The sequence below is a fragment of the Nonlabens antarcticus genome (assembly GCF_015356755.1).
GTDB classification, from domain to species: Bacteria; Bacteroidota; Bacteroidia; order Flavobacteriales; family Flavobacteriaceae; genus Nonlabens; species Nonlabens antarcticus.
Genome location: NZ_JADFCO010000065.1, coordinates 501,647 through 517,878 on the forward strand (window position 1 = coordinate 501,647; position 16,232 = coordinate 517,878).

Annotated in this window: 12 protein-coding genes; 10 read left to right on the forward strand and 2 right to left on the reverse strand. The window is 41.1% G+C overall.

Annotation, left to right across the window (positions count from 1 at the left end; translation table 11 throughout):
• Nucleotides 1-10: 10 nt before the first annotated feature.
• A complete protein-coding gene (locus IQ282_RS10405) occupies nt 11-781 on the reverse strand; it encodes a THC0290_0291 family protein (protein ID WP_194851794.1) in 771 nt (256 codons plus the stop codon).
• Nucleotides 782-1,005: 224 nt separating this feature from the next.
• Here IQ282_RS10405 and gdhA point away from each other — a divergent pair, with 224 nt between their 5' ends.
• From gdhA to IQ282_RS10450, 9 genes are all read left to right on the forward strand, one after another.
• The gene (gdhA, locus tag IQ282_RS10410) at nt 1,006-2,349 is read left to right on the forward strand and encodes an NADP-specific glutamate dehydrogenase (RefSeq protein WP_194851795.1); all 1,344 of its coding nucleotides are present in this window, start codon (nt 1,006-1,008) and stop codon (nt 2,347-2,349) included.
• Between the two features lie 146 nt (nt 2,350-2,495).
• Complete coding sequence (gene porZ / locus IQ282_RS10415) at nt 2,496-4,778, forward strand: type IX secretion system anionic LPS delivery protein PorZ (RefSeq protein ID WP_194851796.1); 2,283 nt, start codon at nt 2,496-2,498, stop codon at nt 4,776-4,778.
• The gene (gene recO, locus IQ282_RS10420) at nt 4,779-5,501 is read left to right on the forward strand and encodes a DNA repair protein RecO (protein ID WP_194851797.1); all 723 of its coding nucleotides are present in this window, start codon (nt 4,779-4,781) and stop codon (nt 5,499-5,501) included. It begins immediately after the preceding gene.
• Complete coding sequence (locus tag IQ282_RS10425; RefSeq protein ID WP_194851798.1) at nt 5,498-7,909, forward strand: TonB-dependent receptor; 2,412 nt, start codon at nt 5,498-5,500, stop codon at nt 7,907-7,909. The genes recO and IQ282_RS10425 overlap by 4 nt, the downstream gene beginning before the upstream one ends.
• A gap of 10 nt (nt 7,910-7,919) precedes the next feature.
• A complete protein-coding gene (locus tag IQ282_RS10430) occupies nt 7,920-8,411 on the forward strand; it encodes a DUF6438 domain-containing protein (RefSeq protein WP_194851799.1) in 492 nt (163 codons plus the stop codon).
• Nucleotides 8,412-8,423: 12 nt separating this feature from the next.
• Nucleotides 8,424-9,059, forward strand: coding sequence for a ligase-associated DNA damage response endonuclease PdeM (gene pdeM, locus IQ282_RS10435; protein WP_194851800.1), 636 nt, complete (start codon nt 8,424-8,426; stop codon nt 9,057-9,059).
• Nucleotides 9,060-9,092: 33 nt separating this feature from the next.
• Nucleotides 9,093-9,917 (forward strand): hypothetical protein, encoded by an 825-nt coding sequence (locus IQ282_RS10440; protein ID WP_194851801.1) that lies wholly within the window; start codon nt 9,093-9,095, stop codon nt 9,915-9,917.
• Between the two features lie 164 nt (nt 9,918-10,081).
• Nucleotides 10,082-10,324, forward strand: a complete 243-nt coding sequence (locus IQ282_RS10445) for a hypothetical protein (protein WP_194851802.1) — start codon at nt 10,082-10,084, stop codon at nt 10,322-10,324.
• Nucleotides 10,315-10,632, forward strand: coding sequence for a type II toxin-antitoxin system RelE/ParE family toxin (locus tag IQ282_RS10450; protein WP_194851803.1), 318 nt, complete (start codon nt 10,315-10,317; stop codon nt 10,630-10,632). Before IQ282_RS10445 ends, IQ282_RS10450 begins: the two co-directional genes overlap by 10 nt.
• Before the next feature lie 267 nt (nt 10,633-10,899).
• On the opposite strand, the gene IQ282_RS10455 is transcribed toward IQ282_RS10450, so the two are convergent.
• Nucleotides 10,900-12,237, reverse strand: coding sequence for a dihydrolipoyl dehydrogenase family protein (locus IQ282_RS10455; RefSeq protein WP_194851804.1), 1,338 nt, complete (start codon nt 12,235-12,237; stop codon nt 10,900-10,902).
• A gap of 137 nt (nt 12,238-12,374) precedes the next feature.
• Between IQ282_RS10455 and mfd the strand changes: the two genes are divergently transcribed.
• The gene (gene mfd, locus IQ282_RS10460) at nt 12,375-15,689 is read left to right on the forward strand and encodes a transcription-repair coupling factor (protein ID WP_194851950.1); all 3,315 of its coding nucleotides are present in this window, start codon (nt 12,375-12,377) and stop codon (nt 15,687-15,689) included.
• Nucleotides 15,690-16,232 lie beyond the last annotated feature (543 nt).

A 16,232-nucleotide genomic window follows, 5' to 3' on the forward strand; every position in this document is an offset into this window, starting at 1 on the left:
AACTAGCGTTCTAGAGATAATAGATGAAACCAACGTTGAGCCACCATATCCAGTCGTTATTTCTATTACTAACATTGTTGGGACTCAGTCCATCCACATAATTTCCATCATAATAATGCCATGCTGAGGAAATCAATACATCACTCAACTGCGTTAATTTATAGCGAACGCCAATGTCTGCTACATAAGCAACGGTACTGCCTCTATCTGTGTCGATGCGATCTATAAACGTGGGAAATGTCGTGGTGCTATCACCCAGTGGTCCTAGTGAGCTTTGTGCTTCTGGTTTATAATTGACGTAATGAGCGCCTAATGCTATATAAGGAGCAAAGGGCGTACCGCCGTTTTGAAAATCACGAATACTTAATGGATAATATTCTAGATGTGCTCCCAGTTCTATGACTTTTGCCTTTCCTTCCATGGACCGCAGCTGCAATCCACCTATACTATTTTTATCTGCTAGGGGACTTAAGTGGTCTAAGTTTGTGACATGATATGTAAGCTGTGACCGGATCTTAAAGTGATCGTTCCAGTAGGTATTACGACTGTAGCAGTTGCAGTCTGCTCTGTAGGCAAAGTTTATGTAATGGATGATTCCTATACCTTTACCCACGTTTCCTTTGTTCGTGTCAAAGTCGTTACGTTCCCCATAGTCACTTTGAAAAGCAACGGGTCCAGCAATAACACCTATTTCATGAGAAAAACCGAATTGCGCCTGAGATGTGAGTCCGCAAGAGATCGATATTAGTAGTAATAGAACTAGTTGAAGTCTAGTTTTCATTCAATAATCTTAAGAAGTAGTGCCAAATATAATCAAATAGCCTCCATCTTTAAATTAGAACGAGCGAATCGATCTTTTAGTGTCGGTTAAATGCGTGCGTTCCTTATGCGCTCTAAACTCGACAAATTGATCACCAGTAATATATTATAAAATTCATTTGATCTAAATGCCTGACCTTTATATTTGTGACTCCAACCAACTTTAGTAAAACCAATTACCGCAAAATGAAAAAGAACATCCAGGATTTTGTAGATCTGATCAAAAGTAGAAACCCGAATGAACCAGAATTTATACAAGCAGTTACAGAAGTAGCAGAAGTAGTAATTCCTTTTATCGAAGACAACCAACAATATGGTGTCGATAAGTTACTGGAACGTATGTCAGAACCAGAACGCGTTACCATGTTCCGCGTTGCATGGACAGATGATGATAATGAAGTTCAAGTAAACAGAGGATACCGCATTCAAATGAATAGTGCGATAGGGCCGTATAAGGGCGGTTTAAGGTTTCATCCCACAGTAAACCTGAGCATTCTTAAGTTCCTAGCTTTTGAGCAAACTTTTAAAAACAGCCTAACCACATTGCCTATGGGCGGTGGTAAAGGAGGTTCTGATTTTAATCCTAGAGGAAAGTCTGATCGCGAGGTCATGCGATTCTGCCAGGCTTTTATGACAGAATTACAAAGACTTATAGGAGCTGATACAGATGTGCCAGCTGGCGATATAGGTGTAGGAGGAAGAGAGATAGGTTATATGTTCGGTCAGTATAAAAAGATACGTAATGAATTCACCGGTATACTAACGGGTAAAGGAAGATCGTATGGGGGCTCATTAATACGTCCTGAAGCTACCGGTTATGGGAATGTATATTTTGCTGAAAATATGCTGAACACTCGCAATGAGAAAATAGCAGGTAAAACAGTGGTAATTTCAGGATCCGGTAATGTGGCTCAATATGCAGCAGAAAAAATCATCGAGATGGGTGGTAAGGTGGTTACCTTTTCTGATTCTGATGGTTTTATCCATGATAAGGCAGGAATCGATGCAGACAAACTAGCGCACGTGATGTTTCTTAAAAATGAAAAACGTGGTCGCATTAAAGAATATGTAGACCAGTATCCTGACGCCAGTTTCCATCAAGGAGAGCGTCCGTGGGGAATCAAGTGTGATATCGCCTTGCCATGTGCCACTCAAAATGAACTTAATGGAGAAGAAGCTCAAACTTTGATCGATAATGGTTGCATTTGCGTTGCAGAAGGTGCTAACATGCCCAGTACCCCAGAGGCGATTGAATGTTTTCAGAAGAACAAAACTTTATTTGCTCCTGGAAAAGCCAGCAATGCGGGTGGTGTGGCAACTTCTGGATTAGAGATGTCCCAGAACTCGTTGCGTTACAGCTGGACCTCGCAGGAAGTGGATAACAGATTGCACAGTATTATGAATGATATTCATGAGGCTTGCGTGAAATACGGAAAAGATGAAACTGGTTATACGGATTATGTGAAAGGTGCGAATATCGCAGGTTTTGTAAAAGTGGCAGATGCGATGCTGGCTCAAGGAATCGTTTAATTGCACCATATAGAAAATAAGTCCGCTTTTGCGAAAGCGGAACATTCACACAAACCCCTGAACTTCTTAGGGGTTTTTTCAGAGCCTAGAAATAAGCCTATTTTTGTGTGGTTATCAGATTTAACCCAAAACAGCGTTATCTCGTTATGAAGTTGAAATTCCTTATCTTATTGTTGGTTACAAGCGCTGTCACCGCACAGGATTTCACAGAGGAATGGGAAGGACTTTTTTCATTCAATAGAATAGTCGATGTGGAGCAAACGACCACAGCAGTTTATGCCGCCAGTGAAAATGCGGTGTTTGTATATGATATAGGAAGTCGCAGTTTTACCACCATCACCACCGTTAATGGATTGAGTGGTGATTCCATTTCTCAAATATTTTATAGAGAAAGTGATGAGCAACTGGTTATAGGATATCAAAATGGTTTGATACAGATTGTTCAAGATGATGTTGTGCTAGATGTAGTTGCGATACGTGATAAACAGATCATCAGTCCAGACCGCAAGCAAATCAATCAGTTCAAGCAAAATGGGAATTTGCTTTATGTGGCCACAGATTTTGGAATAGCTATATATGATCTGGAACGGTTGGAATTTAATGACACTTATTTTATAGGAGAGAATGGAGCACAACTGCGCGTGAAATCCATTGAAATGTTCGAGGGATTTCTATATGCTGGCACAACAGATGCAGGAATACGTCGCGCGGATATTACAGACCCTTTCTTGATCGATTTTGACAACTGGAATCAAACAAATTTTGGAGCATATAATGAGGTTGTCGCGGTAGGAAATAATTTATTTGCAATTGATACAGGCGGGACTTTTCTCAAGCTCAATGGAGCAGCTCTTGTGATTACAGGTAGTTTCCCCTCCCCCAGCGTTGATGCAACTGCAACAGATAATAGATTGACGGTAAGCGGTGAGAATTATGTTCAAGTTCTAGATGAAACCGGAAATGTTATCACAAACGTCAGCACCATAAATGGAGAGACCTTTAGGTTTACCAGCGCAGATCTAAAAGGATCTGATCTTTATATAGGAACTTTTGATCGCGGATTGATACGATTGAATAGCAATACCACAAATACAGCAGAATTTATAATTGCAGACGGGCCCACGAGAAATAGAGCGTTTTCAGTTTCTACATCGCCTAATGAATTGTGGGTGGGTTATGGTGACTATGATGTGATATATAATCCGTTTCCGCTGGAGGAATTTGGAATCAGTCATTTGGTGGAAGACGTTTGGACAAACTACGAACCAGCAGACGTGAATAACATCAGTAGTATTTCCAGTATTACCATCAATCCAGATAACCCAGATGAGGTCTATCTCAATTCTATGCATAATGGAATTCTTCAATTTATTGACGGCGCGGCAGGCATACAATATGGTATCAATAACAGCTCGTTAACGAGTATCCTTCCGCCCAGTCAAGAATTTGTGCGTGTACCCTCCAGTACTTTTGATAATGAAGGAAACCTAATAGCGATTGCTTCTCAAGTGGACGCGGTGATCAATCGGCTTAATTCTGAAGGTTCTTGGGAAGGTATTGATGTCTCAAAGGAATATCCAGAACTAGATGGTGACAATAAGGAAAGCGCCACAAAAGTGGTGGTAACAAGAGCAGGTAATGTGATTTTTGGGACTACAGACCTTGGTGTGTTTGCCTACAATCCGGATGATAATAGTTATGGCAGATTAACTGATGCAGTCCAGCAGGGAAACCTGATCAATAATTATGTGGGAGCGTTAACACTGGATCAAAATGAGCAATTGTGGATAGGTAGTAATTTGGGCCTTCGTGTTTACTTCAATGCTAATAGCATCCTTTCTGAAAATCCCTCAGATGCTAGAGCAATCATCATAGAAGATCAAAATGGAATCCCTAGAGAATTGCTATTAGATGAAGCAATCCTAGATATAGAAGTGGATGGAAATAATAGAAAGTGGGTTGCAACCGCGAGTTCAGGAGCATTTTTATTCTCACCTTCAGGACAAGAAACTATTTTTCAATTTACAAAAGACAATTCGCCGTTACCTTCAAATGGTGTGAATGATATCGCCATTGATGATGCTACTGGTAAAGTTTATTTTGCAACCGATAACGGTATCGTTTCATTTCAGGGAGATCGCAGCAGCAAACCTTCAGAGAACCTAGAAAATGTATTTGCTTTTCCCAATCCCGTTAAACCTGGATTTGATGGTAATGTTACTATTGATGGTCTTACTGATCGCGCTAGAATAAAAATAACCGACATAGAAGGGAACCTCGTTTTTGAAGTGGTATCACAGGGCGGGAGTGTTCAATGGGACACGAGAAGCTTTAATGGAAATCGGGTTTCCTCTGGAGTTTACATGTTATTGATCTCTACAAATGATAATATAGAAACTACCGTTTCTAAGATTATGATCATCCGCTAGATGATCGTCCGGACGCCAGCCATAGTGCTGTCCACTTTAAAATATGGCGAGTCAGATCTTATTGCGCGACTTTACACAAAAGAACTGGGGACTCAAAGCTACATGCTCAAAGGAATCCGTAAAACCCGAAAAGGCAAATTGCGGGTTTCTTATTTCCAACCCTTGACTCAACTTGAGATAGAAACCCAGCATAAAGGGAAAGGAACACTGGAGTATATTAAAGAAGCTTCCATTTCTTACACTTATGTAAATATTCCAGTGGACATTGCAAAAAGCAGTGTGGCGCTATTTTTTGGTGAGGTGTTGTCACAATTGCTGACAGAGCAACAACCGGACGAGCAACTGTTCAATTACCTGAGTGGCGTTTTTGAATTTCTGGATCAAACAGATCATGTGGCTAATTTTACCATCAAAACATTGCTGGATATGAGCGAGTTAATGGGATTTGGGATGGATAAATCCACGATGGAGTTTCCTTATTTCAATATGCTCGATGGCAGTTTTGATAATAACGGAATGCAGCCCCACCATTTGAGTGATGAAGAAAGCGCCTTATTCAAAATTTTCATTGGTACACATTTTGATGCAATTCAGAATATTAAAATCAACCGAAACCAGCGCGCTGTATTGCTAAATTTAGTGCTCGATTACTTTAAGATTCATTTGCATACCTTCAAGAAACCTACCTCTCTAACCATTTTAAAACAGTTATTCGATACGTGAAAATTTTTACTTTACTTCTCGCTTTTTTATGTGTTTCAGCTACACTTTCAGCACAGCAAGTTCAAGTGTTTGACCGGGAAACCGGTGAGCCTATTGCCAGCGTTGCAATATATAATCAGGACAAACAGAAATCTACCTTTACGGACATCAACGGTAAAGCAGACCTTAAATTATTTAATTCTACAGAGCAGATTTACTTCCGCAGTTTTGCTTTTGAAACTTTTAGAACGACTATAGAAAACATCATTCGTGCAAATAATAGAGTAGAATTAACTCCTACTTCTGAAGCTATGAATCCCGTGGTGGTTTCCGTTTCTAAATTTGAACAACGCAAGAAAGATATTCCGCAGACCATAATTAGTACTACTAAAGAGGAAATAGTTTTCCAAAACCCACAGACCAGTGCAGATCTATTGCAGCAGACCGGTCAGGTTTATGTTCAAAAATCCCAACAAGGTGGTGGTAGTCCTTTAATACGTGGTTTTTCTACCAATAGATTATTAATTACAGTAGATGGTGTGCGCATGAATACGGCGATCTTTCGTGGTGGGAATTTGCAAAATGTGATTTCGATCGATCCGCTTAGTGTGGAACGAACTGAGGTAATTCTAGGTCCGGGAAGTGTGGTTTATGGTAGCGATGCTATAGGTGGCGTTATGAATTTCTATACGCAGACTCCTGAGTTTTCTAATACTAAAAACAGTAACTTCAGTGGTAATGGGATTGTTCGTTATGCCACGGCTAATGATGAGAAAACGGCACATTTAGATTTCAATTACGGCACTGAAAAATTTGCCAGTGCGACCAGTATCAGCCTGAATTCCTTTGGGGATTTGAGAATGGGATCGCACGGTCCTGACGAATATTTGCGCCCGCGTTATGCCGTGCGTCGCAACGGTCAGGATATGGTGGTAGATAATGACGATCCAGAAGTACAGGTTCCCACGGGCTATGACCAGTTAAACTTGCTGCAAAAATTCAGCTACCGACCTAGTCTTGACTGGAAATTTGACCTAGGCTTGATTTATACAGCGACTACCGATTATAGCAGGTATGATGCATTAAATCGCTTTCGCGGAAGCGGTGATCCCAGACAATCTGAGTGGTATTATGGCCCGCAAAAATGGTTCATGCTCAATGCAAAAGCCCAGCACCGTGGGAATGGAACATGGTATGATAAAGTGATTATTACACAGGCTTATCAAAAATTTAATGAAGGCCGCAACACGCGTAAATATGAATCTCCAGAGCTTTTTGAAAATGATGAGCAGGTCGATGCCTTGAGTACGTCCATAGATTTTGAACGCCGCAATGGGGCAAATAACACCTTGTTTTATGGTGTGGAATACCTGAATAATAAAGTAAGTTCTGATGGAAGTGTGCGCAATATTGAAACCGGTGACCAGCAGGATGCCGCGACCCGTTACCCTGATGGGTCGACCTGGCAATCGCTGGCGGCATATGCCAGTTATCAGTGGAAAATCCGGGAAAACCTGACCTTGCAAACCGGTGCGAGGTACAATCAGATCTGGATTGATGCCGATTTTGATAACACCTTCTTTAATTTTCCTTTTGACAGTGCAACGGTAAATACAGGTGCGTTGACAGGTGCGGCGGGAGTGACGTATCAACCTGAGCCTAGCTGGGAATTGCGAGCCAACTTAAGTACGGCGTTTAGAGCTCCTAATATTGATGATATAGGAAAGATCTTTGACCCCAGTCCAGGAACCGTTGTGGTTCCAAATCCTGATATTAAACCAGAGTACTCCTATAATGCTGAGGTGGGCGTGAAAAAGAGTTTTGGAGATCGTTTTACGGTAGATGTTGCTGGATATTATACCATTTTAGAAGATGCTCTTGTCCCACGCAACTTCAATTTGAATGGTGAAGATATGATAGTCTATCAAGGAGAACTGAGTCAGGTACAAGCAATTCAGAATTCTGAACGCTCTGAAGTTTATGGTTTTGAAGTCGGTATGGATTATAAAATCTCAAACCGATTTAAATTTTATGGTCATTACACGTGGTTAGATGGTAAGCAGGAAGAAGAGGATGGCAGCGAGGTTGCGGTACGTCACGTCGCGCCGGCTTTTGGAGATGCGCACCTCGTTTACAATCAAGGTAAGTTGAAACTGGATGCATTTACCATTTTCAACGGTCAGTTTGATTTTGAGGACCTGGCTCCCAGCCAGCAGAGTCGGGATTACTTATATGCTATTGATGGCGATGGAAACCCTTTCTCGCCATCATGGTACACTCTAAATTTAAGAACTCAATACCAATTCACTAATAGTTTGAGTGCTATTGCAACTCTTGAGAATATTACAGACCAGCGTTACAGAACCTACTCGTCTGGAATTACAGCCGCGGGACGCAGTTTGATTCTTGCGCTTAACTATTCTTTTTAAAAATCGTTTGATGAAAAATACAGGAATTTGTAGTGCGATTTGTTTGCTTTTATTTTTTGCTTCCTGCAAATCAGATAAGAATACGGACAGTATTCCACCACAGGAAGATCTCGTGAATATGATTATTGTCAAGCGCGGTGCTTTCCATTACGATACATTTGAGTTAGAGGATACGATCGTAAAATTTATACCTAAAGATAGCGGTATGATTGAGGAGTTTCCTCAATACACCATGCCATCAGAAACCCACATTTCTAAGGAAGAATCTAATGACTTTTTTGAACAGATCGTGGAGATGGGCTTTTTTGAATTAAAGGACAACTATAAAAGTAAAACTACCGATAACAGCATGCTAGAAGTTAGTGTTGCTTATAATGGGAAGATAAAAACAGTAGCGTCAGAAGATTTCCAGCGCAACTGTCCAGAAGTACTACAATTTATAGAAAATGAAATGGTCCGCTTGCACGGGAAGGATCTAAAACGCCGATTACTCCCAGGATAAAAAAATCAAACCTTGAGTCTGGAAATTACATTACACGATCAAACCTTTCAACTGCATTCCTCTGGCGCCTGTTATTGGGTGGAGCAGGATGTTATTTTGTTAGCAGACGTCCATTTGGGAAAAAGTGCCCATTTTAGAAAGCATGGAATGGCGGTTCCTTCTCAGGCAGATGATAATGAATACGATAAACTTAATGCAGTTATTGAAGAGTTTAAGCCAGCGCGGCTTTGGTTTTTAGGAGATTTATTTCATTCCTATCAAAATGCTGAATGGCACTTTTTTGAACAATGGGTGCGCATGCAGTCGATTGAAATTGTGCTCGTAATGGGGAATCACGATGTCATAGGAAAGGAACATTTTCAAATGCTGGGGATAAAAACGGTAGATCAAATCCAGATGGGATCCTTTTTTTTAACCCACCATCCAGCTGAAGTAGATGGCCATTTCAACATTGCGGGCCACATACATCCAGCGGTGAAGCTAACCGGTGTGGGACGCCAGCGCATGAAGATTCCCTGTTTTTTTTGCACGGAGTCGGGAATGATTTTGCGCGCTTTTGGTGACTTTACGGGCACGTATGCCTTAAAGCCCAAAAAGGGCAACCGTATCTTTGCCTGTGTGGAAAATGAAGTCATTGAGTTGGCATAAAAGGTTCTATATTTAATCAACTAATCCATCATTATGTATAAAAAACTCATCAGCATTTTGAATCTGGTCATTGTGATCGTTCTTATAGCTTGGAACGGTTACGCAAATACCGGAAATTTCAATGGGAAAACGGTAGGTGATCTTAGCGCAGAATACAATAATTTATTCACGCCGGCGAGCTATGCCTTTTCCATCTGGGGTCTGGTTTTTCTGATGCTTCTGGTTTTTGGGGTGTATGGTGTTTATGCCGCTTTCGCGAAAGCGAAATCCCTCCAACCTCGCGGCTACAGGACAAATTTTGTTACTTCCACATTTCCCTGGTTTTTACTGGCTAACATTTTCTGTACCGTTTGGGTAGGTTTCTGGTTGCAGGAAATGATTGCCGTTTCGGTAATCTGTATGGTAGGAATTCTGGTGTGCCTCTTGATCTGTATCAAGAATCTGGATATGGAAATCTGGGATGCGCCTTTCCCTATTATTGCCTTTGTGTGGTGGCCGTTGTGTTTGTATGCGGGATGGATAAGTGTTGCGATTATTGCAAATGTTGCCAGTTATTTGAACGTACTTTTTGATATTCCTGAAAACCAACAAATTCTGGGAACGCTGGCCATGATTGTGATAGCGACGATAATTAACCTCTTGATGATCTGGTACCGCAACATGCGGGAATTTGCGAGTGTCGCTATATGGGCTTTGGTTGCAATTTATGTACGTCATACGGGAACGATGGATGATATCGCTTACCTGGCACTAGGCGCTGCCGTCGTTATTTTTATCAATATCTGCATTCATGGCTATCAAAACAGAGCCACAAATCCAGGACTGAAATTCCAGCAATGGAGAGCTTCTAAAGGTTAAAAACTCTTGATGTTTTAAAAAAATCAAGAATTGAAGTATGTAACTTGAATTATTGAATGGAAAGCTTTCGTTAATCTGATATTCTGAGAGTTGTTAATCTTCGTCTTATTTTCAATAGATGCTTAAATTCTTAATTCTGTATCTTTGATAAATGCTTAAATACGATGGATTTAGAAGCTAGAAAAATAGAGTTCGTTCAAGAGTTTTTAAGACTGCAAAATGAAGAAATCATCAGCGGTCTTGAAGAGTTATTGCGCAATAAAAAGGTTGATTTACTGGAACGTAGTTTTCAACCTATGTCAATGGAGCAGTATAATCTTGAAATGGATCAAGCGGTTAAAGACTCGGAAGATGGTCGTATGATTGAAGTGAATGATTTGAAAGCCAAAATAGAAAAATGGAATTAAAGGTCTTCTGGTTGCAACTGGCAGAGGATAAACTGAATGACATCTACATTTATTACAGATTTAAGGCTGGTAAAAGAGTAGCTAAAAGAATCGTCAATGGAATTGTAGACAAAACTATAGGATTGGGGATGCAATCTGAAATAGGACAGGTTGAAATAAGTCTTTTCCATCGTGATATGGAATACCGGTATCTCGTGTACGATAATTATAAAATTGTCTATTGGGTGAACAGAATTGCAAATAGAATAGAGATTGCAAACGTTTTTGATTCACGCCAAAACCCTACCAAAATCTTCGAAACAAAATAGCTTACCTAATTTAGGAAGTATCCCATAAAACCGTATTTATTTTATAATCTGAAAATATTGGTGTTCGGTAAACAATCCACAGCTGTTTTTAAAAATAGTAAGCGCAGCCATTTGAATTATAAAATAAGATGCTGCTTCTCACCATTCTTGCTACTATGAAAATTTAAGACACACATTTATGAATATGGTGCATTTAGAAAATTAGTTCTGAAAAGTCTTTTTTCTTTGAGCGAAGCGATCTTTTTTCACTACTCGGACAACAGTGAATTAAAAACTCTTAATATCATTTGCCCAACTGGGATAAGTAAAGATCGTTTGCTGTAGATATTGAAATGTGATGTCATGATTCATCGCGACCGCAAAAATATTGATGGTTTCTCCCGCTTCATTAGAAATAATATGCGCTCCCAGGATCATTCCGGTTTTCTGGTCCACTAAAACTTTATAGGCATAACAACCTGCATTGATGCGTTTGTTATTGAACCAACCGCTAGCATCCTTAGAAAATACATCGAATTTTTTTCCAGCTTTTGTTGCTTGTTCTTCCGTCAATCCTATTCCGGCGACTTGTGGGATGGTAAATGCAACACTGGGAATTATTACGGAAACGAACGGATGTTTGCCGCCCAGGATATTTTTTGCCGCAATGTTTGCTTCAAGTCCGCTTAGAGGCGTTAGAGGTAAATTTTTATTTGAAACGTCACCGCAGGCATAGAAGTTTTCATTGCTGGTACTTTGGAAAAATTCATTGACGACGACCCCTTTTTTATCGGTTACAACATCTGCATTTTCTAGTTTTAGATTTTTGATGGCGGGTTGTCTTCCGGCGGTATTAAAAACAAGATCGGTCGTGATCTGGTGTAAGATGCCGTCCAGGCTGTATTTAACGATGAATCGATCGTTTTCTTTTTCTACAGACGCCGCTTGTGCATTGAGTAAAATATCAATGCCCAGATCCCTGGAACATTGTTCTAAATGATTTGCCGTAAAGCTTTCAAAAGGTGATAATATCTGTCCGGTCATTTCTATCACTGTCACTTTAACACCAGCGCGCGCCATCATGTGGCTAAATTCCATTCCTATATAGCCACCACCTATAAATATCATTTTTTCAGGCAGATCCTTCAGCTCAAAAAACTGCTCACTGGTCAATAAATATTCTGCTCCAGGAATTCTAAGCTCTAAAGGTTTCATTCCCGTAGCAATCACAAATTTATCTGCGGTAATCGTGGTTTCTTTAAAGGTAAAGGTCTTTTCATCATTGAAACTTCCATCACCCAGATAGCAATCAACGCCTATTCCCTTAAGCTCTGCCTCAGTATTGTTGGGAATATTTTGAGTATACCGGCGGGCATAGTTATAAACCTCGCGCCAGTCGATGGATACCTCACCAGCGAGGCCGTCACCTTTCATATTTCTTGCTGATTCCAGCGCCTCACTACTGGCAAGCATTAATTTCTTGGGATCACAGCCGCGCTGAGAACAGGTGCCGCCATAGGCTCTGGTATCAATAATTCCTACCTTGAGACCTGCATCAATACAGCGATGGGCTACCAGTTTACCTGCGGTTCCAGTTCCTAAAATAAATACGTCATAATGCTTCATGCCTAAATGTACGTCCTCAACCGTTTATGGCTGTGAAAGAATTCTCAATTTTTGGCGAGAGCTGTGGTTGCAACTTATCTTTGCAGCCAATTCTACCACATTTGGGATATCCAGAAATAAGTGCCGCTTACGATACAATGAACGCATCTGCTAGTTTGCAGGAGCATATTGAGCTAGATCAAGGTTCTTTGCGCGTGCAGGGACTTGTGGGAAGCTCGCTTTCTTTTGTCGTTCATAACGCTTTCGCGAAAGCAGAAAAACCCTTTCTCCTCATTTTAAATGATAAGGAAGAGGCTGCTTATTACCTAAATGATCTGGAAAAAATGGTGGGTGAGAAGGATGTCCTTTTTTATCCCGGAAGTTACCGGCGTCCATACCAGATTGAAAAAACCGACAATGCAAACGTGCTGTTGCGTGCGGAGGTGCTCAACCGCATCAATTCCAGGAAAAAGCCAGCGATTATTGTCACGTATCCAGAAGCGCTTTTTGAAAAAGTCGTAACTCGGAAGGAACTGGAGCGAAACACACTGAAGATTGCGGTAGGCGATCAGATTTCGATTGAATTTGCAAACGAGGTCCTATTTGAGTACGCTTTTAAACGGGTAGATTTTGTTACAGAACCCGGCGAGTTCTCATTGCGTGGCGGTATTCTAGATGTGTTTTCGTTTTCAAATGACGAGCCGTACCGGATTGAATTTTTTGGGAACGAGATCGATTCCATCAGGGTATTTGATGTGGAAACGCAGTTGTCAAAGGATAAGATCAAAAAGATTTCCATTATTCCTAATGTGGAGAACAAGCAGTCTTCAGAACATCGCGAGAGTTTCTTGAAGTACCTGTCCGGTAAAACAGTCGTATTTGCCCAAAATATGGATTTGTTGTACGCTCGAATCGATTCGCTTTTCGCGAAAGCGGAGGAAGTCTTCAAAAATCTGCAGGGTGAGATCAAACAACTGGAGCCGGAAGAGATTTTTTGCACCTCCAGCCTTTTAAAAGAACAGGTGAAAAGCCTGAACCATATCGAGCTTTCAGGAAGCGATGCGGCCGTGGTTTACCGCACCGCACCGCAACCGTCGTTCAATAAGCAGTTTGATTTACTGATCGCAAACCTCAAACAAAATGAAGCCGACGGTTACAAGACGATCCTGTTTTGTAGTACGGCGCAACAGGCCAAAAGGTTCAAGGATATTTTTGACGACATGGGTGCAAACGTCGCCTATGAAACGGTGATTATGACGTTATATCATGGATTTGTAGATCACGACCTGCGCGTTGCCTGCTATACAGATCACGAGATTTTTGACCGCTATCATAAATTTAGCTTGAAGAATGGCTATGCTAAAAAGCAGGCCATCACGCTCAAGGAATTGAACACGCTAGAAATAGGGGATTACGTCACGCATATCGATCACGGGATCGGGAAATTTGGTGGACTGCAGAAGATTGATGTGAAGGGTAAAATGCAGGAAGCGATCAAGTTATTTTATGGTGAACGCGATATTTTATACGTTTCTATTCATTCCTTGCACAAGATTACAAAGTACGCTGCCAAAGACGGGAAGGCGCCCAAGATCTATAAACTGGGCAGCCCAGCCTGGAAAAAATTAAAGGCAAAAACCAAAACCCGAGTCAAAGAGATTGCTTTTGACTTGATCAAATTATACGCAAAACGTCGTGCCAATAAGGGGTTCCAATACGAACCCGATGGTTATATGCAAAATGAGCTGGAGGCCAGCTTTATCTATGAGGACACGCCAGACCAAAGCACAGCGACCCAAGATGTCAAAAACGATATGGAAAGCGAGCGTCCCATGGACCGACTGGTGTGTGGCGATGTAGGTTTTGGTAAAACAGAAGTGGCGATTCGTGCCGCTTTTAAGGCAGCAGTGAATGGAAAGCAGGTTGCCGTTCTCGTTCCCACAACAATCTTGGCGTTTCAGCACGCCAAAACATTCCGCGAGCGACTAGGAGATATGCCGGTTAAGGTGGATTACCTGAATAGATTCCGCACCGCAAAGGAACGTAAGGGAGTTCTAGAGGGACTTGCGGATGGTTCCATTGATATTGTGATAGGTACGCATCAGTTGGTTAGCAAAGCCGTTAAATTCAAGGACATCGGATTATTGATTATTGATGAAGAACAGAAATTTGGCGTGGCCGTAAAAGACAAATTGAAAACCCTCAAGGAAAATATTGATACCCTCACGTTGACGGCAACACCTATCCCGCGAACTCTGCAGTTCTCCTTAATGGCAGCACGAGATTTAAGTGTTATAAAAACACCGCCCCCCAATAGACATCCCATAGAATCTCACATCGTAAGATTTTCTGAAGAAACCATTCGGGATGCGATAAGCTATGAGATTTCACGCGGTGGTCAGGTCTATTTTGTACATAATAGAATTGAAAATATCAAGGAAGTCGCTGGTATGATTCAGCGTTCTGTTCCAGATGCCAAAGTGGGCATAGGTCATGGTCAAATGGACGGTAAGAAGCTAGAATCTGTAATGCTGGCCTTTATGAATGGTGAATTTGATGTTTTGGTCAGTACCACGATTATAGAAAGCGGGCTGGATGTTCCCAATGCGAATACTATATTCATCAATAACGCTAATAATTTTGGGCTGTCAGACTTGCACCAGATGCGTGGTAGAGTAGGGCGTAGCAACAAGAAAGCTTTTTGTTATTTCATGACACCACCCTACGACATGATGACTGACGAGGCACGCAAGAGAATACAGGCGATTGAGAGTTTTTCAGAACTAGGTAGCGGTTTCAATATTGCGATGAAGGATCTAGAAATACGTGGAGCGGGAGATATTTTGGGCGGAGAGCAAAGTGGGTTCATCAATGAAATAGGATTTGATACTTATCAGAAAATATTGAGCGAAGCAATTGAGGAACTGAAAGAAAACGAATTCAAGGATTTATATCCAACCACAGATGTCCCCAATAAGAAACACGTGAGTGATGTCACCATTGATACCGATTTTGAATTGCTGTTCCCTGATGATTATATCAACAGCGTTACAGAACGACTGGCGTTGTATTCAAAGCTGAATGATGTAGAAGATGAAGACGGACTGGACACGTTCAAGAAGGAGTTGGTAGACCGTTTTGGCGAGCTTCCAGATCCTGCGGAGGATTTGTTGACCAGTATTAAAGTCAAGTGGATTGCCAGCCGTTTAGGACTGGAAAAGATCATCATGAAGGAAAGCCAGTTCGTGGGGTACTTTATTGCAGATCAAGAACACCGCTTCTATAAAAGCGAGACTTTTGGTTTCTTATTGCAATCCATGAATAAACCGAATGCTAAGGTTCAAATGAAACAAAAGCAAACCCGCACCGGGATGCGATTGTTGTTGAAGATGGAAAATATCAAAACCGTTGATAAAGCGCTGGAACGATTGAAAGCGGTGATGCCCGTTGAATTACCAACGGCTGATTCTTGATTTCGTTCCGAAATATTTATTCCTAATTTTTAATTTCTGATTTGCTGTCGCAACCTTAGTCCACCTGTCAATTGGACGAATGACTGGCGCGATTTCGCTGCGTCCATATGTTGTCTCACCCCAGCCCTCTGTGGAATAGATGGAGTTTTATTTTTCTTTTAGTTGAGAACACAGGTTGTTGATTCAGATTATTCTTAATTTACCGAATACCGAATACCGAATATTAGAAGATATCAAGGAGCTTATGTTTTCACTTCATTTTCGGTTGCCTCACCCCAGCCCTCTCCGGCGGAGAGGGTGTTTGATTTCCTCTTATTTGAGAACACAGGCTGTTGATTCAGATTTTTTTATTTATCTGCATACCCAAAAGGATTAACGATTTCTGATTTCAAAATAAGAATCTACGGTCGGCAAGGAAAACTCAAAAAAACTCATGGCTCAAGGATCCACCAACTAGTAATAATGGGAGATTATCATTTTTTGATTGATAAAATATGAAAATCTAGGATCACAAAGATAGCTCCAGAACTTAGTGTCCATTGT